Genomic DNA, 23,774 nt, shown 5'->3' with positions numbered 1-23,774 from the left:
TGTTGCTTTTAGATTATGCGTCTTCCAGTTCTTTCAGGCCGCGCATGCGTAGGCTTTTAGGGTCGTACATTGGCTTGAAGGATGCTTCGGCATCGCAAAGAGTGCCTTCCACGTCGATTTGGTAGGTGGACGCGAGCATGTCTTTGATTGTTTCACCCTTACACGGCACGTAGCCGAGGCCAACTGCGCCGCCGAGTGTGTGGCCGTAGTTTCCGGAGGTGAGATAACCGACGATTTCTCCATCCCGCAGAACAGGTTCGTTGTGATGCAGGAGCGGTTCTGCGTCTTTCAGCTTGAACTGCAGCATGCGGGATGAGAGGCCCTCTTCCTTCTTGCGTAGAACAGCATCTCTGCCGATGAAGGATGGCTTCTTGGTGCTGACCGCAAAACCAAGGCCTGCTTCAAGAACGTGATCTTCCTCAGTTATGTCATGACCGAAGTGACGGAAGCCTTTTTCGATGCGCAGGGAATCCATTGCATGGAGACCGCAGAGTTTCAGATCTAAGTCAGCGCCTGCTTCTATCAGCGTTTCATAGGCATGGGCGGCCATGTCCGTTGAGACGTATAGCTCCCAGCCCAGCTCCCCCACATAAGAGACACGGTGCGCACGCGCGAGGCCCATGCCGAGTTCAATCTCCTGCATGGTGCCGAAGGGGTGGTTTTCGTTGGACCAGTCGTGGTTAGAAACCTTGGAGAGTAGTTCTCTTGAGTTTGGACCCATCACCACCAGCGTTGCTTCGCCCGCTGTAATGTCAGTGATCACCACATTGGCACCCGCTTTGTGCTTGTTGAGCCAGCTGAGTTCGCGGACCACAGTAGCCGCTGGGGTTACGAGCAAATAAGCAGTTTCGGAGAGGCGCGTAACGGTGAGATCAGCTTCAATGCCTCCACGTTCATTGAGGAACTGCGTGTAGACAATCTTGCCGACTGGTACCGACATGTCACCACCGCACATATGATTGAGCAGACTTTCCGCATCCGGACCTTCAACACGGATTTTGCCGAAGGAGGACATGTCATAGAGGCCGACATTGTTGCGGATGGCGAGATGTTCTTGTTTAGAGTTCTCAAACCAGTTCTGGCGTTTCCAAGAGTATTCGTAGGTCGACTCCTGTCCCTGGTCTGCGAACCAGTTGGCTCGTTCCCACCCAGCCGTCTCACCAAATGCTGCACCTGCTTGCTTGAGATGCTCATGGAGCGGTGATCGGCGCACACCACGGGCGGTTGCCTTTTGGCGGAATGGGAAATGATCTGCGTAGAGCAGGCCAAGCGTTTCTTTGGAGCGCTCATAGAGGAAGGTTTTGTTGCCCATGAACGGCTGCATGCGGCGGATATCAACATCGGAGAGATCAAATGGCGGATAGCCGTGCTCCATCCAATGCGCCAGTGCCATGCCTGCGCCACCGGCGGACTGGATGCCGATGGAGTTGAAGCCTGCACAGACGAAGAAGTTTTTGAGCTCAGGTGCTTCTCCCAGATGATAGGCGTCATCGGGTGTGAAGCTTTCCGGGCCATTGAAGAACGTATGGATGCCTGTTACGGCCAGCTCGGGGAAGCGGTTGATGGCTTGCGCCAGGATTGGCTCGAAGTGCTCGATGTCTTCTGGCAACTGGTCGAAGCAGAAGTCCTCTGAAATGCCCTGCATACCCCAAGGCTTGGCGATTGGTTCAAAGGCACCCAGAAGGATTTTTCCAGCATCTTCTTTGTAATAGGCGCATTCGTCGGGAACGCGCAGGGTCGGGAGTTGCGGGAGCCCTGCGATGTTATCAGTGACCATGTAGAAGTGCTCACAAGCATGGAGCGGCACGTTGACTCCGGCCATGCGACCTAACTCATGCGCCCACATGCCAGCGCAGTTGACCACATAGTCAGCAGCGATATGGCCTTGCTCATCACTGCCATCACGCTGCCATGAGACACCAGCGACAGCGCCATTGCGCTTTTCAATGCTGGTGACTTTGACACCTTCAAAGACTTGGGCTCCCCGTTGGCGTGCACCCTTGGCAAGAGCAAGAGCGATATTGCCTGGGTCGCCCTGCCCGTCCTTTGGCAGATAGACAGCCGCAGTGACATCCTCAGCATTTACATAGGGGTAGCGGTCCAGCAGTTCTGATGTGGAGATTTCTTCGACTTCCACCCCAAAGGCGCGGGCCATGGCGGCGGAGCGCAGGATCTCGCTGCGACGCTCTTCGGTGAGAGCCACCGTGATTGAGCCATTGCGGCGGAAGCCTGTTGCGATTTCTGTTTCGGCTTCCAGGTCGCCGTAAAGCTCCTGCGAGTATTTCGCCAGGCGCGTCATGTTTTTGGATGCGCGCAGCTGCGCGATCAAGCCCGCAGCATGCCATGTCGTGCCGCATGTGAGCTGTTTGCGCTCCAGCAGCACGATATCTTTCCAACCCAATTTGGCCAGATGATACGCAACAGAACACCCGGCGATACCGCCACCGATGATAACCACACGAGCATTTTGTGGAATAGGCTTCGTCATTGATTGCCTCCCCTCAACCAACTAGGAAAACAAAAGAAGAGCACAAATGTGCTCTTCTCAAAACAATACTTTCTTCGATCTATTCGGCCATGAGCGTTTTTCTCATTGCATCCACGATCTCATCAACATGACTTCGCTCTGCAATGAACGCCGGGGCCAGAATGGCTGTGTCCCCCGTCCACTTGGCGTGGCACCCGTTCCAGAACAGCTTTTTCTGCATCTCGTTGCCGCGGATGCCGGGCTTACCGGGAAGTGGGTGAACCTCTACACCACCCATGAGGCCGTACCCTCGGATATCCTTCACGATCGGAATATCCTGCAGAGACCAGATCGCATCGAGGAAGTAGTCGCTCAATTCTGCAGCCCGCTCAAACAGGCCTTCATCCTCGTAGATCTTCAGCGTTGCCAGGCCAGCTGCACAGGCTGCCGGATGGGCTGAATAGGTGTAGCCGTGGAAGAACTCGATGGCGTTTTCCGGAGCAGCTTCGGTGATGGTCTCATAGACCTGATCGGACGCTGCAACAGCCCCCATTGGAATCGCGCCGTTGGTGAGTGCCTTTGCCAGGGTGATAATGTCTGGCATCACGTTGAACGCATCAACTGCGAATGGTTTGCCAAGGCGACCAAAGCCGGTGATCACTTCATCAAACACCAGCAGAATGCCGTGTTCATCACAGATTTGCCGGACGCGCTCCAGATAGCCCTTTGGCGGGACAAGCGTTCCGGTAGAACCCGCGACAGGTTCAATAAACACAGCTGCGATTGTGGAACCGCCGTAGGTTTCACAGAAACGCTGCAGGTCATTTGCCAGTTCGGCACCTGTTTCCGGCTGTCCTTTTGTGAAGGCGTTTTCCTCGTTCCAGGTATGACGCATCATAACAATGTTTGGCATGACAACCGGGAAGGTTTCGCGGTTTTTCACCATGCCGGACAATGAGACACCGCCCATGTTCACACCATGGTAGGCCCGCTCTCGGGAGACAAAGCGGGTGCGCTGTGCTTCACCATTGGCACGGTGGTAGGCCATGACCATTTTGAGCGCTGTATCGATGGCCTCTGAGCCAGAGTTCACGAAGAACACATGGTTGAATGGCTCTGACATGATCTGGGTAAGTTTGGCCGCAAACTCAAAGGATGTTGGCTGACCCAGCTGGAATGGCGCTGTGTATCCGTTCTGCATCATTTGAGCGTGGACAGCATCCGCAATGGATTTGCGGGCATGGCCTGCCGGAACGTTGAACAAACCGGAAGATCCATCAACCAGACGATCACCCTGCTGATTCCAAAGGTACATTCCCTCTGAACGGGTGATCAGGCGTGGAGCATTCTTGAAATCCCGGTTTGAGGAAAACGGCATCCAGTGTTGCTCAAGAGAATTAGTTTTGACTTGTTCAATCGGCTCTGCAAGGACACTCATCTCGATCTTTCTCCTAGAACACTGAGTTATTCACCAACAGTTCCCCAGAGGTACTGTGAGAAATATCTTGTCGTCGAAATATTAGGTCAGATAGGTCCAGTTGTTCTTGACCATAGAGCCAGATGAACTCATGCTGATACTTCGCTCGTGATTTGGAGGGAGGGGCCAGCCATGAGATACAGCTTGTTTTCCGTTGATCGGGATGACAGCACAACACTGCAAAGTCAGATCCGCGAGATGCTCGTCTCTGCCATTCTTTCCGGCCAACTTGCTGAAAACACACCAGTTCCTTCAACGCGCGCATTGGCGAAACGGCTGAGTGTTTCTCGCAACACTGTGATGCTGGCGTATCAGGCATTGGCCGCAGATGGCTATCTGATTACCCGAGAGCGATCAGGTTTTTACGTCTCACCGGAGGTTATTGAGAATCTCGGACAGCTGCCAGATCCGGTCAGGCCCAAAGAGCAAGTGCCCGGAGATCGGGTGGATTGGTCCTCAAAATTGCGGCTTACGCCCTCTACTCAGTTCAACATTCTGAAGACTGAAAACTGGCACAGCTACCCTTATCCGTTCATCTATGGACAGGTGGATCCGACACTGTTTCCGATCAGCGCCTGGCGGGATTGTGTGCGTCAGACCATGAGCATCAAATGGCTGGATGCGTGGACTGATGATCGCTTTACCGCTGACGATCCTATGCTGATTGAGCAGATTCAACGGCGTATTCTGATCCGCCGTGGAGTTATTGCCGAGTCTGACGAGATACTGGTAACGATGGGGGCTCAGAATGCGCTGTTTCTCATCGCACATCTGTTTGTAAGGCCGGATACGCCTGTTGCGTTGGAAGACCCGGGTTATCCTGATGTGCGCAACATCATGCAGCTGCGAAGCTCAGACATTCGGGCGATTCCCGTTGATGAGGAAGGCATTCGCGCGGATATGCTGGGGGATGCAAAGCTGGTCTATGTGACGCCCAGCCACCAGTTCCCCACCAACACCACGATGACCATGAAGCGCCGGCGCGAAGTACTGGAATGGGCGGCGCAATCTGATGCGCTGATCATTGAAGATGATTATGAGTATGAGACCAACTATCGTGGGCAGCCGACTGCCGCGCTTCGGTCTGTAGATGCATCAGGACGCGTGCTTTACGTGGGCAGTCTTTCCAAGTCGATCATGCCGGGGTTGCGGATTGGGTTTATTGTGGCGCCGAAGCCGGTGATCAAAGAAATCCGCGCCATGCGTCGCCTAATGTTGCGCCACCCACCCGGCAACAACCAGCGCAGCGTTGCTCTGTTTCTGGCGCAAGGCTCGCAGGATGCACTGATCAGCAAGCTGCACCACGCGTACTCCAACCGCTGGAATGCGCTGAGTGAAGCCATGGAGACGCACTTCCCCGGTTGGGCACAGGTCTCTGCGTTTGGAGGATCCTCTTTCTGGGTGAGCGGGCCGCCTGAACTGGATGCGACTGTGCTTGCGCAGGAGGCGTTGAAGAAAGGCGTTCTGATTGAACCGGGCAATGTGTTCTTTGCGGATCCAAGCCAAGGTAAAAACTATTTCCGCCTCGGCTTTTCTTCAATTCATGCTGACAAAATACCGAAGGGAATAGAAATACTCTCAGAGACAGCAGATAAATTGCTGCATCGCAGCACAAATAAACGAGAGAGCCCCCTCATAAGCGCATGAACACTGATCTCTTCGTTTATTTATACAATTCTAAAATAGAAGAACGTGAGACACAGGAGCATCTTCCGCAGAGATTTGGGAATTAATATTGCAATAGCGGATATTTATATCTGCATCTCTCTTTGGAAATACTCTCTGGTTCTATCGGGATTCACAAACTGGCACTACCGAGTGATACGGTTTCATAGTGTCCTGAATCCTGAACATAATTCAAATTAACAAGTTTCCAGCGACAAGGAACAGCAAAAAATAAAGAAGGAATAAGCACTTAGCAACGCACTGGAGGGGGAATTGATATGGCATTGAAGAAGCTTGCGGGTAAACTGGCTCTTGCAGCAGGCCTGGTGGCGAGCCTTGGAATGAGCACAGCTCATGCGCTTGATAAAATCACCGTCGCCTACTTTCTGGAATGGCCTACCGCGAACCAGGCAGCACAGATCGACAAGACCTATGACGAAGCACTTGGTCTGGAAGTTGAATGGCGCGCCTTCGGTAACGGGAACGAGATGGTTCAAGCCATGGTTTCCGGCGATGTGCAGATTGCTTACAGTAACGGCTTTGTTCCCTTCGTTGTTGGTGTTTCCTCTGGTGCTCCGATTAAACTTGTAGGTGTGGCAGTCACTTACGCTGAAAATGACCTCTGCATTGTGCGCAATGATTCCGGCATTACCAAAGCAAATGCGAAGGAGCTGGAAGGGAAGAAAGTTGCGACACCGATCGGCAACGTAACCCACTACAAGCTCATTCGTACGCTGGATCACCTCGGCGTAGACATCAACAAAGTGAACCTTGTGCAGATGAACCCTGCTGATGCGGCGGTTGCTGTTGTGCGCGGTGATGTTGTGATGGGCTGTGCTTTTGGCGGTGCGTTGGACCGTATGAAAACCGTTGGTACACCGTTGATGACTGGTGCTGAACAGGAAGCTGTCGGCATCAACACGTTTGATGTGGTGAATGTAACCAACGACTTTGCAGCTGAGCATCCTGATCTGGTGAAGAAGTTCATGGAGGTCACCAATCAGGCCAACACCACTTACAACAGTAATCCGGATGCGGTTTACGACAAGATCGCTCTTGCTGCGGGTATGGATCTTGAACCTGCCAAGAAGATGATCGCGAACTTCGGCTTCCCTACCAGCGAAGAGCAGCTTCAGGAAAACTGGCTTGGCGGTGGCATTCAGGCAGCAGCTAAAGGTGTGGCGGATGTGATGGTTTCAGCTGGCGGTCTAGATGAAGCACTGGATGACTACTCCCAGTTCGTCGACGCAAGCTACCTCAAATAAAAATAATCAGAAAATGGCGGGCTTTGTCCCGCCATTCTTCCAAGAACAAGACCGGGCGAACCAGGCATTTTCCAAAGAACCGGGAGAAGCGCTTTGAGTGGAATAGTTGCCGACAATATCTCTATGGTTTTCACCCTTCCCAATGGTGATCAAGTCCATGCTCTCAACAACGTCAATCTGAATGTAAAGGATGGTGAGATCATCTCCGTTCTTGGTCCATCCGGATGCGGTAAAACAACTCTTCTCAACATCATTGCAGGCTTTCTTCGTCCGACCTCCGGCAAAATTGTCCGCGAGAATGTGGATGTGACTGGCCCCGGCCCAGACCGCGGAATGGTGTTTCAACAAGGTGCGTTGTTTGAATGGATGACCGTTGAGAAGAACATCGCGTTTGGTCCAAAGATGGCTGGACGTCCCGCAGCTGAAACCAAGCGCAAGGTGGATGAGCTGCTGCAGATTGTTGGCCTGCAGGACTTTGGCAAAAAGCCGGTTTATCAGCTTTCCGGCGGTATGCAGCAACGCGTGGCTCTGGCCCGCTGTCTTGCCAACGATCCAGAAGTGATCCTGATGGATGAGCCACTTGGCGCACTGGATGCTCTGACCCGCGAGAAAATGCAGAGCCTTGTGCTGAAGCTTTGGAAAGAGACACGCAAAACCATCATTCTCATCACGCACTCCGTTGAAGAGGCGCTGTTCCTTGGCGAACGACTGATTGTGATGGCACCACGTCCTGGCCGAATCCTGCGTGAATACGAGCTTCCGTTTGCTGATCTCGGGTTGGTGGAAAGTCCTCGCCAGATCAAGGCTTCACCGGAGTTTGTGAAAACGCGCGAGGAAATCCTGTCTCTCATCTGGGGCATGGAAGAAGAGATTATGGGCAATGACCAAGAGCTGGAACCAGCATAGGAGGCCAATATGAGCAAGCATCACACGCCGCCCTCCGGCCTATCTGTTTGGCTTGGGCTTAAAGACAATGTTTTCACGCAGCAAAAGACCGTTCGTTTTGGCGACGCCAGCGCCGTCAACTCTGGCCGGTTCTACTCCATCCTGACCGTTGTTGTGCTGCTGGCCGCATGGGGCATCGCAAGCGCCTTGGGCATGCTGGAAAGCTTCTACTGGCCATCGGTGGATGCGACGATCACGAGAATGAGCAAGCTGCTTTCCGCTGGTTTCAGAAACGTGGCGTTCTGGGATCACATCGGCATTTCAGTATTCCGCGTTCTTGCAGGCGTTCTGCTGGGAGCTCTTGTCGGCATCCCTCTCGGCCTGGCCATGGGGCTTTCTTCCGTTGCTCGCGGTTTGTTTGATCCCATCGTGGAGTTTATGCGCCCGATCCCTCCGCTGGCTTTGATCCCGCTGATTATCCTATGGTTTGGCATTGATGAGACAGCCAAGATCTTCCTGCTGTTCCTTGCCTCTCTGTTCATCATGACGATTGCAGCACGCTCTGGCGTGAACAGCGTCAAGATCACCAAGGTGCACGCAGCTTACTCACTTGGTGCCTCGCGTACGCAGATCCTGTTTCATGTAATCCTACCAAATGCACTGCCAGAGATCTTCACTGGTCTGCGTACAGCCATGGGCGTTTGCTGGGGCACAGTTGTGGCGGCGGAACTGGTGGCGGCTGATAAGGGTGTCGGCTCCATGATCATGATTGCAAAGAACTTTTTGCAGACGGATACGGTGGTTATCGGCATCTTTGTGATCGGCCTTATCGGTTATACGATTGAGCTGGGCATGCGGTATCTGGAGCGCTGGCTTATTCCGTGGCAAGGCAAAGGCTAAGAGCCAACAAAGGGCCACTCATTTACGAGAGGGGAGAGCTGAAAGGCTCTTCCCTTTTTTCGTTGGGTCCCGTGCAATCACTTTCGTCTATGCACAATTACCGGTTGATTTTAGCTGCCAAAGCTCCCATTTTTTGAGAGTAGGATTGAGGGCATTAGAGGTGTATTTCTGCCTGATCTCATCCTTGCATAAAAAGCAAACCTTGCTTCGATCAAGCGTATGCCGTCCGGCCTCTGCTCCTTGGTTGAGTAAGCACCCAAAAGGTAATTGGCGCCTTTTCATTTTCCCCGGCTGCCGACCTTTTGCGGCACCTAATATTTGAGGGAATTGCCATGAAGAGTGTCGTTATTGCAGGCGCAACTGGTTATCTGGGCTCCTATCTTGTTTCCTACTACAGAAAACAGGGCTGGCATGTTCGTGCGCTTGTCCGCAATGAGCAGTCTGCTCGTGCAAAGGGCCTTGAAGCCAATGAGTTTTTTGAGGGAGAAGCGACTAAACCCAACAGTCTGCATGGGTTGATGGATAATGCTGATCTGGTCATTTCAGCGCTCGGCATCACGCGCCAGAAAGACGGCTTGAGTTACAACGACGTTGATTATCAGGCCAATAAGAACCTGTTGGATCTGGCGGTTGAGAACAGTGTCCCTCAGTTTGCTTACATTCATGTTCTGAACGCAACCAAACTGCTGGATGTTCAGCTGGTGCGTGCGAAGCAGCATTTTGTGGAGGTTCTTCAGGCTGCCCCAATCAAAAGCACCGTGATTTCACCCAGTGGCTACTTCTCTGATCTGGAGGAGTTTTTTGGAATGGCAAAGTCCGGACGGGTCTACATGTTTGGCTCGGGTGATTATCGGATCAACCCTATCCATGGCGCTGATCTGGCTGCAGCTTGCTTTGAGATTATCAAGGACGGTCAGGCCTATGCCGAAGTGGGTGGGCCTGTGAAGTATACCCACAACGAGCTAGCCGAGATTGCCTTCAAAAGTCTGCATAAGAAAGCTAAGATTACGCATCTGCCCAACTGGATTAGCGTTGCTTTGCAGCGGCTGCTAGAGACTTTTACCTCAGCGAAGACATACGGCCCAATCCAGTTTTTCCTGAGCGCGATGCGGATGGATATGATCGGCAAATGCTATGGCAAAATTCGGCTGGAAGATCACTTCGCTCAGTTGGTGCAAAAAGAGAAGCAGAAGACTAGCTGAAGATCGGCTCATCCGAGCTACGCGTTGCCATGTGGTAACGGCTGCCGGGGTGTACTAGCCGCACGTAAGTGATGCCCTGCCCTGAAATCCAAGTACGGCGCTCGATAGTGAACACGGGCTCGCAGTCTTCCAGCTGGAGCAGTCGTTGCTCTTCAGCTGTGGCTTTGTCCGCACGGAAGACGTGTTCAATGCTTGGATGAGGGACACGCTGCAGTAGCCACTCGTTGGGGCCAATATCTGCAAAGCTTTCCTCAGTAGCTTCTGGCAATGCAGAGAGGTTGATCCAGCGGACATCCAACTGCTGAGGGATGCCATCCCCATAATGCAGGCTTTTCAGGAAGAGAGCCTTTTCATTCTGGTTCAGTCCAAGCTGGATGCGGGCATCTTCCGGTGGCAAAGCTTCCAGACGCTCCAAAAGCAGATACTTGTAGGCTTGACCTTTGTTCTCGATCTCCTGCCGGATGACCGGAATGGTGATGGTTGCAGGGTGAGACTTGGGCTGGACAACACGGGTTCCGGCCTTGCGACGGCGTTCAACCAGCCCTGCATCAGCAAGCTCCCGCATAGCGCGGTTGACGGTTGCGCGGGTGCAGCCAAACTCCTCTGAGAGCGCTTGCTCGCTTGGCAGCAGATCACCCGGCTGCCATTGCTGGCTGGTGATCCTCTCCTGCAAGATACCTCTGATTTCCTTATAGGATCGCAAGCGCTCTTCCTGTCGTTTTCAAGAAAATGAATTTGGGCGTTGTTAGGCTGCTTCCAGCAAAACTGCAAGCTGTTCTCTGTATTTAGCGGTGATAGCTGCGCGGTGGATGTGCTGCCCATCCTTCACCATGTGTCGTCCGGCGGACCAGACATCAGTTACGACACGGTCATCACCTGCAAAAATCCAATAATCCAGATATTGGTCAGGCCTCAGGCCTGTAAACTCTACCCGTGCTGTATCAATCGCGACGACATCTGCAAGGCTGCCTTCTTTGAGCTCCCCAGTGTTGCGACCCAGAGCCTGAGCTCCGCCTTTGGCTGCGGCCTGATACATAGCCATACCGACAGATCCTTCGCCGTTTAACATAACGTTCCGGGACTGATCACGCAGGCGCTGGCTGTATTCCAGCACGCGCAGTTCCTCAGAAAGTGAGATGCGCAGGTTGCTGTCAGAACCAACACCATAGACACCACCTGCTTCGATGAAGGTCGGCCCGTTGAATATGCCATCGCCAAGGTTTGCTTCGGTGATTGGGCACAGGCCCGCTACGGCACCAGCTTTTGCCATAGCCACAGTTTCTTCGGTGGTCATGTGGGTGGCGTGTACGAAACACCAGTTGTTGCGGACATCAACGTTGTTCAGCAGCCATTCGATTGGGCGTGCCCCAAGCCATTCCTGAACAGCTTCGACTTCCTTCATCTGCTCTGAGATGTGGATGTGCACGGGCTTACCAGCAAAGGCGGATGCAATCTCGCGCAACTGTTCCGGATTGGTCGCGCGCAGAGAATGCGGTGCGATGCCGATCTGGCAGTCGGCCGGCAGAGATGTCGTCAAGGATTTCGACGCTTCTTCAATGAGTTGCAGGTGGCGTTCCAGATCATTGCCGAACCGTAGTTGCCCGCCGCTTAAGAGCTGCTCGCCAGCACCACCGTAGGAGTAAAGAACCGGCAAATGAGTGAGGCCGATGCCTGTTTGATTGGCAGCGGCAAATATGCGGAGGCTCATTTCTGCGAGGTTGTCGTAGGGCGTTCCATCTGGCTGGTGATGAAGGTAGTGGAACTCGCCAACACTGGCGTACCCAGCCTCTAACATCTCCATGTAAACCAGCGCAGCGATTGCCTCGACTTGCTCAGGCCGCAGTTGCCCCAGAAAGCGATACATCAGCTCGCGCCATGTCCAGAAACTATCCTTCCCCTTCTGGCGAACTTCGGTCATGCCTGCCATTGCCCGTTGGAAGGCGTGCGAGTGCAGATTGGCAGGGGCCGGACAGATCACCCTGTTTTTGCCAGAAACCTCTTCACCTTCAGGCGTCACGCCGATCTCAACGGTTTTTATGGTGCCGTCAGCGTTCAGGTGCAAACGCACATTCTCGGTAAGACCAGTGGGGAGTAAAGCCTGCCCTGCGAAGATGGTTTTCATTGCTCACTCAATAGTTTGATGTGAAACGTCGATCAATTCAGATCATTTTTGCAATAATAAGCATATACATAAATGCATCTCACACAACCATCCTCTTTTTCTAAGATATCACCAAGCAAAGGTTAAAATGGCTGAATTTAGCTATTTATTTAATTGATACTGCTGGGTTAGCCCGAAAATTACTCACACTGCATATTTTTTATGTATAGACATTAAGCGATTTCCATGTAGATTTTTACTGAAGTGAATTCACGTGGAATCTCGGGAGGGTCCATGACAAGCGGGAGAACCGTACTCACCAACCTGACAGCTGCAACTCTGTCTGCACAGGCAGATGGCTATGGTCTGATCCACGATGCTGCCATTGCAATTGAGGCAGATTCCATCAGCTGGATTGGCCCTGCAAAAGAGCTGCCAGAGGAATGGAAAGACGCACCTCAGACAGATCTGAACGGACGCCTTGCCACTCCATCTCTCATCGATTGCCACACGCATATCGTCTACGGCGGTTCCCGCGCTCGTGAGTTTGAGATGCGGTTGAATGGTGCGACCTATGAAGAGATCGCTCGTGCAGGTGGAGGCATCCGTTCTACCGTATCCGCAACACGTGCCGCCAGTGAAGAAGAGCTTCTGGCAGGTACGTTGCCACGCGTTGATGCGTTGCTGGCAGAAGGCGTGACACTGTTGGAGATCAAGTCCGGTTACGGGTTGGATCTTGATACAGAGCTGAAGATGCTGCGGGTTGCGCGGACGATTGGCGAGCTTCGCCCCGTTAAGGTGCTGACCACTTTCCTCGGTGCACATGCATTGCCACCGGAGTATGAAGGACGTAGTGACGACTACATCAGCTTTGTTTGCGATGAGGTACTTCCGGCTGTCAAAGCAGAAAATCTGGCTGATGCGGTTGATGCATTTTGTGAGGGCATTGCCTTTTCTCCTGAGCAAGTGAGCCGTGTATTTGATCGTGCTCAGGAGCTCGGCCTTCCGGTCAAGATCCACTCTGAGCAGCTTTCCAACCTTGGCGGCACCGCAATGGCTGCCAGTCACAAAGCACTTTCTGCAGACCATCTGGAGTATCTGGACGTCGCTGGCATTCAAGCCATGAAGGAAGCAGGCACTGTTGCCGTTCTGTTGCCGGGTGCGTTCTACTTTCTGCGCGAAACTCAGTATCCTCCACTTCACGAACTTCGTGATGCGGGCGTTTCAATTGCGTTGGCAACGGATGCCAATCCGGGGTCTTCTCCCCTCACCTCACTTCTGCTTTGCATGAACATGGCGTGCACCTTGTTCCGCATGACACCGCAGGAAGCGTTGGCCGGGATTACCCGCAATGCGGCGCAGGCACTGGGACAATCTGAGGTTTGCGGAACGCTGGAAGCGGGCAAGCAGGCCAACATTGCGATCTGGGATGTGAAAGAGCCAGCCGAACTGGCCTATCGCATCGGGTTCAACCCACTGAACCGCCTGTATTTCCTCGGCGAAGACATCACAAAAACACAAGTAAATTAAGCACTGAGGCATTCATGACGACTTCCCCTTCCACTTCTTCCAGACCTAAGCTGGTTATAAAGCCGGGAGAACTTACCCTCGCTCAGCTTCGCCAGATCTACCGCGAAGAGACGAATGTCGAGCTGGACCGCTCCTGCAAAGACGGTGTTGAGCGCGCCGCTGCAATTGTGCAGAGCGCGGCACAGGGTGATACGCCGGTGTATGGGGTAAACACGGGCTTCGGTAAGCTTGCCTCAGTAAAAATTCCGGCTGAAGATACTGCTACCCTGCAGAGAAACCTCATTCTTTCGCACTGTTGCGGTGTTGGTGAGGTTCTGCCGCAAAACATCGTGCGTTTGGTGATTGTGCTCAAACTTGCCTCATTGGGTCGTGGCGCTTCTGGTGTTCGGTGGGAGCTGATTGAGTGCCTTGAGCGGATGCTGGAGCATAACGTCGTGCCTGTGGTTCCGGGTCAGGGCAGTGTTGGCGCTTCTGGTGATCTGGCGCCTCTCTCTCACGTGGCTGCTGTGATGCTGGGCGAAGGCGAAGCATTCTTCGGTGGCGTGCGCGTTTCCGGCAAGGAAGCGATGCAACTGGCTGGCATTCCAACAATTCAGCTGGCAGCGAAGGAAGGCCTTGCGCTGATCAATGGGACGCAGGTGTCGACTGCACTGGCTTTGGCGGGTCTATTCCAAGCCCATCGTCTCGCAAAGACTGCGTTGATTACCGGTGCGATGTCCGTTGATGCGTTGATGGGTTCTGGTGCTCCATTCCGTCCTGAAATCCATGAGTTGCGTGGCCACAAAGGACAGATTTCTGCTGCAGCTACCATTCGCGAGCTGATGTCTGGTTCGGCAATTCGCGAAAGCCATCGTGAGGATGATGAGCGTGTGCAGGATCCATACTGCCTACGCTGTCAACCACAGGTGATGGGCGCGGTGTTAGGGCTGCTTGCTCAAGTGGGATATACGCTGGAGATTGAAGCGAACGCGGTGACAGATAACCCACTGGTGTTCAAAGACGGCTCTGTCGTTTCCGGCGGTAATTTCCATGCTGAGCCTGTTGCATTTGCGGCAGACCAGACCGCGCTTGCTATTGCTGAGATTGGGGCAATTGCACAGCGCCGGATTGCGACGCTGGTTGATCCTGCACTGAACTATGGTCTGCCTCCATTCCTGACGCCAAATCCGGGTCTCAACTCCGGCTTTATGATTGCGGATGTGACGTCTGCAGCGCTTTACAGTGAGAATAAGCAGCGGGCTGCGCCATGTTCCGTTGATTCCACGCCGACCAGTGCCAATCAGGAAGACCATGTTTCCATGGCAACCCATGCTGCACGGCGTTTGATCGACATGAACTCCAACCTTTCCAAGATCATCGGCATTGAGTTGCTGATGGCTGCACAGGGCATCGAGTTCCGTATTCCGCTCAAAACCAGCCCGATCCTACAGGATGTTGTGGCCGCGGTTCGCGAAGAGATCGAAGAGTTGGAAGACGATCGCTACATGGCGCCGGATCTCGAGAAGGCTGCAGAGCTTGTTGCTTCTGGCCGGATTTTTGATGCAGCTAGCAAAGCTCAGTTCTTTAAGTTAGAGGAGGCCTGATTGACTTACTCCTTCTCACCACTGGTCAAAAAAGGTGACAGCCCGATTGTGCTGGCTCAGCCGCATGGTGGTACTGATGTGCCGCTGTCGATCTGGGACAGGTTCAATTCTGTCGGGCAAGCACTGGCTGATACGGATTGGCACATCAACCGCCTGTACGATGGCTTGCTTGAGAATGCCAGTGTGATCCAGACGCCTGTGCACCGCTATGTGATTGATGCCAATCGTGATCCTGCGGGTGTTTCGCTCTATCCGGGTCAGAACACCACCACGCTCTGCCCGCTGACAGACTTTGATGGCCGTCCGATCTATCGCGATGGACAAGAACCATCAGAAGATGAAGTTGAAGAGCGTCGCGCAAAGTTCCACGCACCTTATCATGAGGCAATTGCGGACGAGCTGGAGCGTGTACGGCAGAAGTTTGGTGTGGCCGTTCTTTATGACTGCCATTCCATCCGCTCCAACATCCCGTTTCTGTTTGAAGGTGAGTTGCCTGTGTTCAACATTGGCACCAATGTTGGGCAGACCTGCGCTCCGATGATTGAGCAGATCACTGTTGATGCCTGCCGTGCAGATGCCAGCGTAGAAACGGTGGTGAATGCTCGCTTTAAAGGTGGCTGGACCACTCGCTACTATGGCAAGCCTGAGACTGGCATCCATGCAATTCAGATGGAAACAGCACAGCGGGCTTACATGTTTGAGCAGAGCCCATGGGCTTACGCCCCAGAGCGCGCAGACAAAACACGTGCCACTCTCAAATCTCTTCTTTCTCAGCTAGAAGCGCAGGCCCTTGCAGGGGCATTTTCAAGCGCCAGTACAAGTCGCTAACGGAGCCGACAATGACCGATACGCTCACTCAAGATCCTCGCAAGAACACCCGCGATATCTTTCCACCAACCGGACCAGAGCTGAACGCAAAGAGCTGGCTGACGGAAGCGCCAATGCGCATGCTCATGAACAACCTGCATCCTGATGTGGCTGAAAACCCGCATGAACTGGTGGTTTATGGCGGCATTGGCCGCGCTGCACGGACATGGAAAGACTTTGACACCATTGTCGACACGCTGAAAAAACTGGAAGCCGATGAAACTCTGTTGGTTCAATCCGGCAAGCCAGTTGGTGTGTTCCGTACGCATGAGAATGCACCGCGTGTGCTGATCGCTAACTCCAACCTCGTCCCACATTGGGCGAACTGGGATCACTTTAACGAGCTGGATAAAAAAGGTCTGGCGATGTACGGCCAGATGACCGCTGGCTCATGGATCTATATTGGTTCGCAAGGCATTGTTCAGGGTACTTATGAGACCTTCGTGGAGGCTGGTCGCCAACACTATGGCGGAGACCTGAAAGGTAAGTGGATCCTGACTGGTGGTCTTGGCGGTATGGGTGGTGCTCAGCCACTTGCTGCTGTGATGGCTGGTGCTTGCTGTCTGGCTGTTGAGTGTAACGAAGACAGCATCGACTTCCGCCTGCGCACCAAATACGTCGATGAAAAAGCCAAGACGCTTGATGAAGCGTTGGAGATGATTGAGCGCTGGACCGCAGCTGGTGAAGCTAAATCTGTCGGCCTGCTCGGCAATGCCGCAGACATCTTCGCTGAGCTTGTTGAGCGTGGTGTTCGTCCGGATATCGTGACTGATCAAACCTCCGCTCATGACCCAATCAATGGCTATCTGCCACAGGGCTGGACCATGGCCGAGTGGAAGGAAAAGCGCGAGAGCGATCCTAAAGCCGTTGAGAAAGCTGCACGGGCTTCCATGAAGGTGCATGTTAAAGCAATGCTGGACTTCCATGAGCGCGGTATTCCAACCGTAGATTATGGCAACAACATCCGCCAGATGGCGTTTGAGGAAGGCCTAGAGAATGCCTTCGACTTCCCAGGTTTCGTGCCTGCCTACATTCGTCCGCTGTTCTGTAAAGGTGTTGGTCCATTCCGTTGGGCAGCGCTTTCCGGTGATCCTGAGGACATTTACAAAACAGACCAGAAGGTGAAAGAACTCATCCCAGATGATCCGCACCTACACAACTGGCTGGATATGGCGCGCGAACGTATTTCCTTCCAAGGCCTGCCTGCACGTATTTGCTGGGTTGGTCTGGGGCAGCGTCACCGTCTCGGCCTTGCATTCAACGAAATGGTTCGTAACGGTGAGCTGAAGGCACCGGTCGTGATTGGTCGTGACCATCTGGATTCTGGCTCCGTTGCTTCTCCAAACCGTGAAACTGAGTCTATGATGGATGGCTCTGATGCCGTTTCTGACTGGCCTCTGCTCAACGCTCTGCTGAACACAGCATCCGGCGCAACCTGGGTGTCACTGCACCATGGCGGCGGTGTTGGAATGGGCTTTTCCCAACATTCCGGCATGGTGATTTGCTGTGACGGAACTTCGGGCGCAGACGAGCGCATTGGCCGCGTTCTTTGGAATGACCCTGCGACAGGTGTTATGCGCCATGCGGACGCAGGCTACCAATTGGCAATTGATTGCGCCAAGGAGAATGGTTTGAACTTACCTTCTCTAGGTAAGTAACTGATTCAGTAAGACAAACTCGCCCTAGGTAAGTTTTAGTTTCCGTTTCCGGGCAAACTGGTTCAGCCGCGTATTTTTGGCATTCCAGACTTTACACAAAAACCGATGAGGGACCGTGCTCTGCGGCCCCTTGTTATTCTAATTTTTGAGGGGAAAAATTATGAAGAGACGTGATTTTCTTAAGGGTGCAGGTGTTGCAGCAACTGGCGTCGCCGCTGCTTCTGCTCTGGCAGCTCCGGCTGTAGCTTCCGACAAGATCAAGTGGAAGATGGTCACCTCGTGGCCTAAGAACCTTCCGGGTCCTGGCGTTGCAGCACAGATGCTTGCAGACCGTATAACCATGCTTTCTGGTGGTCGCATTGAGGTGAAGCTCTATGCCGCTGGTGAACTGGTTCCGGGCCGTGGTGTGTTTGATGCAGTATCGGAGGGGACTGCAGAACTTTACCACTCAGTGCCTGCGTATTGGGGCTCCAAGTCCAAAGGCTTCCTGCTGTTTGGCTCTCAACCTTTCGGTTTGACCGCAGATGAGCAGTACGGCTGGATGGCACATGGTGGTGGTCAGGCGCTGTATGACGAAATGTATGCGCGCTTTAACCTGAAGCCGTTCCTATGTGGCAACTCTGGTCCTCAGGCTGCTGGCTGGTTCCGCACAGAGATCAACTCTGCGGAAGACCTGAAAGGTCTGCGTTTCCGTACAACTGGTCTTGCATCTGAGATGTGCACCAAGATGGGTATGGCAGTTCAGGCTATGGGTGGCCGTGACATGTTCCAGGCCCTGCAGACTGGCACACTGGATGCAGGTGAGTTTATCGGTCCTTGGACAGACTCTGCTCTGGGCTTCTATCAGGTTGCCAAGAACTACTACTTCCCGGGCGTAGGCGAGCCAAGCTCCGCAGAAGAATGCGCCGTCAACTCCGAGGCTTACAATGCGCTGCCAGATGACCTGAAGCAGGTTGTCGCATTCGCATGTTCTTCGCTCTACAACGATGTTTGGACAGAATACACCACCAACCACGCGAAGGCTTTGAAGAAGCTGGTTGCTGAAAAAGGTGTGATGGTGAAGAACCTGCCAGAAGACGTTCTGATGGCAATGGGCAACGCGGCTGGTGAAGTCATCGGCGAACTGCGTGAGAATGACGACGAGCTGGTGAAGCGCATCACAGAGAGCTTCCTCAACTACCGAGACTCCATGAAGGAATACAAACCTCTGGCAGATAACGGCCAGATGAATATGCGCCTTCTGGACATCAACTACGGTTAAGCAGCTGTCACCCGGCAAACACCAGTTTGCTGACATTTTCTGCACGACACAAAGTCGGGGCTTCTGGCCCCGGCTGTTCTCCTGCTTTCTTCAGTTCAGCCACGTCTCATCCGCCGATAACCGGTTCCCATAGCTTTGAGATGCGCTCTGGAAAGCCAAGAAAATACTCTGGCCTGATCGGATTTTACCGATGACCTCTTTTGTTTCTAAACTCGACGCAATCAACCGTTTGGTTGGCCATACCATCCGCTGGTTTGCGTTGCTCATGCTGCTGTTGCAGTTTGGGATCGTTTTGCTGCGCTATCTGTTTGGCGTCAGCTACATCTTCCTCGGCGAAGGCGTGCTTTATATGCATGCTTCCGTTTTCATGCTTGGCGCTGGCTATACGCTTTTGGCTGACAAGCATGTACGCGTCGATATTTTTTACGGGCAGGCTTCTCCCAAGGCCAAGGCTATCATCAATCTGATCGGTGCTCTGTTCTTTTTGTTGCCCACTGTTGGCCTGTTGCTCTGGATCAGCTGGCCCTTTGTATACAACAGCTGGAAGATCCTTGAGGGGCCGATTTCAGTAGGAGGCATTCCCGCAAGCTTTCTGCTTAAGAGCCTTATTCCTGCGTTTTGTGGTCTCCTGATCATTCAGGGCATCTCCAGCATTTTGCGGGATGGGCTGTTTTTATGCGGCATTGATGTTGAGGAGCCAAAGCTGTGACTGAGTTTCTCGACATCTTCATGTTCGCAGGCCTGTGCTTTGCAATATTGCTGGGCTATCCGGTTGCCTTCACAATTGCCGGTGTTGCTGTGCTTTTCGCCGTTCTCGGGGCGATGACAGGTGCGTTTGATACGGGTCTGCTGGGTGCTCTTTCGCAGCGCATCTTTGGCACCATGACCAACAACGTGCTGATTGCAATCCCGCTCTTCGTGTTCATGGGGCTAGTCCTTGAACGCAGCCGCATTGCGGAAGATCTGCTGGAAGAGATGGGCAAGCTGTTCGGCTCGCTGCGCGGTGGCCTAGGGATCTCTGTTGTGCTCGTTGGCGGGTTACTTGCAGCTTCCACTGGTATTGTGGGGGCTACAGTGGTCACAATGGCGCTGATTGCTCTGCCCACCATGCTGCGCAATGGATATGACCCAAAACTGGCAGCGGGTACTGTTTGTACCGCTGGCACGCTGGGACAGATCATTCCGCCTTCTACGCTGCTGATTATTTTGTCTGAGGTGATGTCCAACGCCTATCAGCAGGCTCAGTTTGCTGAAGGCAAGTTCACTGTTGAGACGATCAGTGTGGGGCAAACCTTTGCTGCGGCGCTGGTTCCGGGTCTGATGCTGGTGGGTGTTTATATCGTTTACCTGCTTGTCCGCGCTTATCTTCAACCAAGCTGTGCACCAGCTATGGACCAGCAAGTGCTTGGGAAGACTTCAGTGCGCAGGATTGCATCCGTGCTCATTCCACCAGTGGCGCTGATTATTGCCGTTCTGGGGTCCATTTTAGGCGGTGTTGCGACACCAACAGAAGCAGCGGCTGTTGGTGCTGTGGGGGCTTTGCTGTTGGCGGGGTTCCGGTTGAGTGAAGGGAAATCTAACGTACTGCTTGGAGCGAGTGTTGTGGCCCTGTTGGCGGTTATTGTGCTTGCTGGAATGACAACCATTCGCTTGCAACGCAGCGAGTTAACTGCCGCTGATTATGGCCTTGCTGGTGTTGCGGTTGTGCTGCTGCTGATTGGTATCAGCGGCTTGCTTCAGAGCGTGATGCGTATGTGGCGGTCTCAACTGCTCGCACCAGTGATGACCAACACGCTGTCCATCTCCGCAATGATCTTCGCGACCATCATTGGGGCGAGTGTGTTCTCTCTGATCTTCCGTGGTCTTGGTGGTGATGCTCGCATTGAGGAGCTGATTTCTGCAATGCCGGGCGGCGAGATGGGCGCGCTGCTGTTTGTGATGGCGTTGATCTTTGCACTGGGCTTCTTCATGGATTTCGTGGAGATCTCTGTGATCCTGTTGCCGATTGTCGGCCCTACCCTGCTGATGATGGGTTTTGATCCGATCTGGCTTTCTGTGATGATCGCTATCAACTTGCAGACCAGTTTCCTGACACCACCATTCGGGTTCTCGCTGTTTTATCTGCGCGGGGCGGCCCCGTCTGAGATCACAACAGGTATGATCTACAAGGGCGTGCTGCCTTATATCCTGCTGCAGATTGTCGGGATGGGGCTGGTCTGGTTCTTCCCTCAGATTGCGACCTGGTTGCCTTCGGTTCTGTTCTGACGAGAAAAACCACTTGAGTTTGAGAAAGGCTGGATGTCACGTCCAGCCTTTTTTCTATACGCGCTTCTGCATGAAGCTTTCTGGTGGGATCCACGTTTCAGGCATGTGCTTGTTGGCCCACTGACACATTTCCTGAAGCACGGGCAAGATGTCCTGGCCGCGATCTGACAGCAGATATTGATAGCGTTTGGGATTCGATTGGTAGAGCTCTTTGGTGACCATGCCAGCCGCTTCCAGCTGATTCAGGCGAACGGTCAGAACGCTTGTGGTGATCTTTTCCGGTGAGCTCAGGAACTCTGAGAAGATCTTTTTTCCGTTGAACATATCCCGCAGGATCAAAAGGCTCCAGCGGTCTCCAACGATATCTAGCGTATTCGCGATGGGGCAGCCGGAACGGTTTTCGGTTGACATACCGCCATTCTCTCCTATTGTGAATAGTAACTTGCAATTTACAAGTCACTAAAACATCTCTCAACTCAGACTAAGGATAGTATCATGGAAAGCGCATTTACAGGGTCTTGCCTTTGCGGGAATGTACAGCTGAAATCAAGAATGAAGCCGCAGATGGCCGCGCATTGCCACTGTGAAGACTGTCGTAAGTCATCGGGAACAGGGCATTGCACCCATGCGGCCCTGCCTAAAGAAGCGGTGGAAGTGACTGGAGAGCTCACCTTTTTCGACAAACCTGCCGATAGCGGGAATGTGGTCACACGGGGCTTTTGCCCAACCTGCGGCAGTGCGATGTACTCTCTGAACTCATCTATGACAGATCTGATCTTCGTGCGTGCATCTGCTGTTGATCAGCCGGAGGTTATTGAGCCTCAGGTGAATGTGTATGCCAGTCGAGCACCATCCTGGGATGAGATTGATCCAAAGCTTCCAGCTTTCCCGGAAATGCCTCCGCAAGGCTCCCGAGAAGTTATCGAAGAAGGCGTTCACGAGTAACGCTTCTTTCCTGTGAAACAGAGACGCGTACACCCCCAACGTAGCGCAGTCTGTTTTTCTGATACAAATAGAAACGGGGAGAGCAAAGCTCCCCCCGTCACAGGCAATTCAGAGATTAAGGAAGAAAACTCTCTTACATTGCCAATGAGATAAAGATACCCGCGATTGCTGCGCTCATGAGGTTTGAGCAGGTTGCAGCCAGCAGTGTGCGAGGACCATACTTCGCAATGAAGTTCATGCGGTTTGGAGCCAGAACACCCAGACCACCGATGAGAATACCCATGGAAGAGATGTTCGCGAAGCCGCAGAGTGCAAAGGAAACGATTGCTTTGGTCTTTTCCTGAATGACCGGCAGACCCATTTCCACTGCGGTGGCGTCTACGAGGTAGTTCTTCAGGTCGAGGTAAGCGACGAACTCGTTCACAACCAGCTTTTTACCGATCAGGGAACCTGCAACACCAATGTCAGCCATTGGAACACCCAGAAGGTAAGCGATTGGAGCGAAGATCCAGCCGAGGATCATTTCCAGAGACAGAGCGAAGCCAGCGAAATCACCAACACCACCGAGGATCAGGTTCACCAGAGTGATCAGACCGATCATTGCAACCAGGTTTGCACCGATCGCGCCAGCAAGCTGGAGACCGTTCATTGCACCCTGACCAGCAGCTGCAAGCACGTTCTCTGGCTTTTCGTCGCCAAAGCTCATGTCTTTTTCAACGGTGTAGTTGGTTTCTTCAGTTTCTGGCAGGATCAGTTTTGCGAAGAGAAGACCACCTGGAGCAGCCATGAAGGATGCTGCGAGGAGGAACTCGATCTTAACGCCCATCAGCGCATAACCGCCGAGAACAGTACCTGCAACAGAAGCCATACCACCACACATGATGGCGAAGAACTCACTGTCGGACATCTTTGGCATGTAAGGCTTCACAACGAGTGGAGCTTCAGTCTGGCCCACGAACACGTTGGAAACTGCAGACATGGATTCTGCCTGGGATGTACCCAGCAGTTTCGCCATGCCACCACCGATGACGCGAATAACAATCTGCATAACACCGAGGTGGTACAGAACAGCAATCAGTGCAGAGAAGAAGATAACGAGGCAAAGCACGTTGAAGGCAAACACGAAGCCAACGGTGTCGGAAAGTGAACCGTTGGTGAGGTTGCCGAAGAGGAAGTTAACACCGGAACGACCACTGTCGATCACACCGGCAATGCCCGTTGACATTGCATGAAGAATGGCACGGCCAGCTGGAACGTAAAGAACGAAAGCGCCGATACCGATCTGGAGAGCCAGCGCACCACCTACGGTGCGGAGGTTGATCGCCTTGCGATTGGTTGAAACCAATACAGCAATAACGATCAGTGTAGCGATGCCAAGAAAACCTGTTGCGAACATTATGAGCTCCTCCCAGAGGCTCTGAGGTAAGTTGTTGATTATGGTTGGGGAGAATTTTGAGGTGCCGAAAGGCGACTAACCGTACCCACCTTCACGTGGACAGTTGAGATGGCCACCCGCATCCAACAAACGCTTTCCTATTGAAAAACAATGTAAAACGCCTGCGGTTGTAGAACCTTCCAATACCTCAAAGGGAATTACCGCTGCTGACAGAGTACGTACGGTGGGAGTTCGTGCGTAAGAGCCGTCGGTCTCCATGGAAGCGAGGCATACGACAGGCGCAGCACACTCACCTTGCGTAGGTGCG

Annotated in this window: 19 protein-coding genes; 13 read left to right on the top strand and 6 right to left on the bottom strand. The window is 53.2% G+C overall.

Translation table 11 applies throughout. The features are described from left to right. Positions 1-13: 13 nt before the first annotated feature. Both PJE062_RS10085 and PJE062_RS10080 read right to left on the bottom strand, forming a co-directional pair. Positions 14-2,488 carry an FAD-dependent oxidoreductase gene (locus tag PJE062_RS10085; protein ID WP_008548536.1) on the bottom strand — a complete coding sequence of 825 codons (2,475 nt, stop codon included), beginning with the start codon at positions 2,486-2,488 and terminating at the stop codon, positions 14-16. A 79-nt stretch (positions 2,489-2,567) separates the two neighbouring features. Next, positions 2,568-3,905, bottom strand: coding sequence for an aminotransferase class III-fold pyridoxal phosphate-dependent enzyme (locus PJE062_RS10080; RefSeq protein WP_008548221.1), 1,338 nt, complete (start codon positions 3,903-3,905; stop codon positions 2,568-2,570). 171 nt (positions 3,906-4,076) lie between these two features. Between PJE062_RS10080 and PJE062_RS10075 the strand changes: the two genes are divergently transcribed. From PJE062_RS10075 to PJE062_RS10055, 5 genes are all read left to right on the top strand, one after another. Next, on the top strand, positions 4,077-5,591 hold the full coding sequence (locus PJE062_RS10075; RefSeq protein ID WP_008548459.1) for a PLP-dependent aminotransferase family protein: 1,515 nt from the start codon (positions 4,077-4,079) through the stop codon (positions 5,589-5,591). 296 nt (positions 5,592-5,887) lie between these two features. Further along, positions 5,888-6,874, top strand: a complete 987-nt coding sequence (locus PJE062_RS10070; protein WP_008548410.1) for an ABC transporter substrate-binding protein — start codon at positions 5,888-5,890, stop codon at positions 6,872-6,874. Between the two features lie 123 nt (positions 6,875-6,997). Beyond that, positions 6,998-7,780, top strand: coding sequence for an ABC transporter ATP-binding protein (locus tag PJE062_RS10065; protein ID WP_008548668.1), 783 nt, complete (start codon positions 6,998-7,000; stop codon positions 7,778-7,780). Between the two features lie 9 nt (positions 7,781-7,789). Beyond that, entirely contained in the window at positions 7,790-8,659 is an 870-nt protein-coding gene (locus tag PJE062_RS10060; RefSeq protein WP_008548612.1) for an ABC transporter permease, read from the top strand. A 332-nt stretch (positions 8,660-8,991) separates the two neighbouring features. Next, positions 8,992-9,861 carry an SDR family oxidoreductase gene (locus PJE062_RS10055; RefSeq protein ID WP_008548458.1) on the top strand — a complete coding sequence of 290 codons (870 nt, stop codon included), beginning with the start codon at positions 8,992-8,994 and terminating at the stop codon, positions 9,859-9,861. Here PJE062_RS10055 and PJE062_RS10050 read toward each other — a convergent pair. Both PJE062_RS10050 and PJE062_RS10045 read right to left on the bottom strand, forming a co-directional pair. Then, the gene (locus PJE062_RS10050; protein ID WP_037036458.1) at positions 9,854-10,564 is read right to left on the bottom strand and encodes a UTRA domain-containing protein; all 711 of its coding nucleotides are present in this window, start codon (positions 10,562-10,564) and stop codon (positions 9,854-9,856) included. The genes PJE062_RS10055 and PJE062_RS10050 overlap by 8 nt on opposite strands. Positions 10,565-10,606: 42 nt before the next feature. Next, positions 10,607-11,983: a formimidoylglutamate deiminase gene (locus PJE062_RS10045; protein WP_008548783.1), complete on the bottom strand. Its 1,377-nt coding sequence runs from the start codon at positions 11,981-11,983 to the stop codon at positions 10,607-10,609. A gap of 273 nt (positions 11,984-12,256) precedes the next feature. Here PJE062_RS10045 and hutI point away from each other — a divergent pair, with 273 nt between their 5' ends. The 7 genes from hutI to PJE062_RS10010 all read left to right on the top strand — a co-directional run bounded on the left by hutI (position 12,257) and on the right by PJE062_RS10010 (position 21,126). Beyond that, positions 12,257-13,492: an imidazolonepropionase gene (gene hutI / locus PJE062_RS10040; RefSeq protein ID WP_008548290.1), complete on the top strand. Its 1,236-nt coding sequence runs from the start codon at positions 12,257-12,259 to the stop codon at positions 13,490-13,492. 14 nt (positions 13,493-13,506) lie between these two features. Continuing rightward, a complete protein-coding gene (gene hutH, locus PJE062_RS10035) occupies positions 13,507-15,075 on the top strand; it encodes a histidine ammonia-lyase (protein WP_008548671.1) in 1,569 nt (522 codons plus the stop codon). After that, positions 15,076-15,903 carry an N-formylglutamate deformylase gene (hutG, locus tag PJE062_RS10030; protein WP_083793231.1) on the top strand — a complete coding sequence of 276 codons (828 nt, stop codon included), beginning with the start codon at positions 15,076-15,078 and terminating at the stop codon, positions 15,901-15,903. Positions 15,904-15,914: 11 nt separating this feature from the next. Then, the gene (gene hutU / locus PJE062_RS10025) at positions 15,915-17,600 is read left to right on the top strand and encodes a urocanate hydratase (RefSeq protein ID WP_008548325.1); all 1,686 of its coding nucleotides are present in this window, start codon (positions 15,915-15,917) and stop codon (positions 17,598-17,600) included. A gap of 160 nt (positions 17,601-17,760) precedes the next feature. After that, entirely contained in the window at positions 17,761-18,861 is a 1,101-nt protein-coding gene (locus PJE062_RS10020) for a TRAP transporter substrate-binding protein (RefSeq protein WP_008548308.1), read from the top strand. Between the two features lie 190 nt (positions 18,862-19,051). After that, complete coding sequence (locus PJE062_RS10015) at positions 19,052-19,570, top strand: TRAP transporter small permease subunit (RefSeq protein WP_008548188.1); 519 nt, start codon at positions 19,052-19,054, stop codon at positions 19,568-19,570. Continuing rightward, on the top strand, positions 19,567-21,126 hold the full coding sequence (locus tag PJE062_RS10010; RefSeq protein WP_008548658.1) for a TRAP transporter large permease subunit: 1,560 nt from the start codon (positions 19,567-19,569) through the stop codon (positions 21,124-21,126). The genes PJE062_RS10015 and PJE062_RS10010 overlap by 4 nt, the downstream gene beginning before the upstream one ends. A gap of 54 nt (positions 21,127-21,180) precedes the next feature. Here PJE062_RS10010 and PJE062_RS10005 read toward each other — a convergent pair whose 3' ends face one another. Further along, the gene (locus PJE062_RS10005; protein ID WP_008548764.1) at positions 21,181-21,537 is read right to left on the bottom strand and encodes a helix-turn-helix domain-containing protein; all 357 of its coding nucleotides are present in this window, start codon (positions 21,535-21,537) and stop codon (positions 21,181-21,183) included. An 84-nt stretch (positions 21,538-21,621) separates the two neighbouring features. Between PJE062_RS10005 and PJE062_RS10000 the strand changes: the two genes are divergently transcribed. Further along, the gene (locus tag PJE062_RS10000) at positions 21,622-22,071 is read left to right on the top strand and encodes a GFA family protein (protein ID WP_008548370.1); all 450 of its coding nucleotides are present in this window, start codon (positions 21,622-21,624) and stop codon (positions 22,069-22,071) included. A gap of 133 nt (positions 22,072-22,204) precedes the next feature. On the opposite strand, the gene PJE062_RS09995 is transcribed toward PJE062_RS10000, so the two are convergent. Continuing rightward, positions 22,205-23,467 carry a NupC/NupG family nucleoside CNT transporter gene (locus PJE062_RS09995; protein ID WP_008548566.1) on the bottom strand — a complete coding sequence of 421 codons (1,263 nt, stop codon included), beginning with the start codon at positions 23,465-23,467 and terminating at the stop codon, positions 22,205-22,207. Positions 23,468-23,774: the final 307 nt, after the last annotated feature.

The sequence above is a fragment of the Pseudovibrio sp. JE062 genome (genome assembly GCF_000156235.1).
Lineage (GTDB): Bacteria > Pseudomonadota > Alphaproteobacteria > Rhizobiales > Stappiaceae > Pseudovibrio.
The sequence above is the reverse complement of the archived record's forward strand: the minus strand, read 5'-3'. Positions and strand labels throughout refer to the sequence as shown.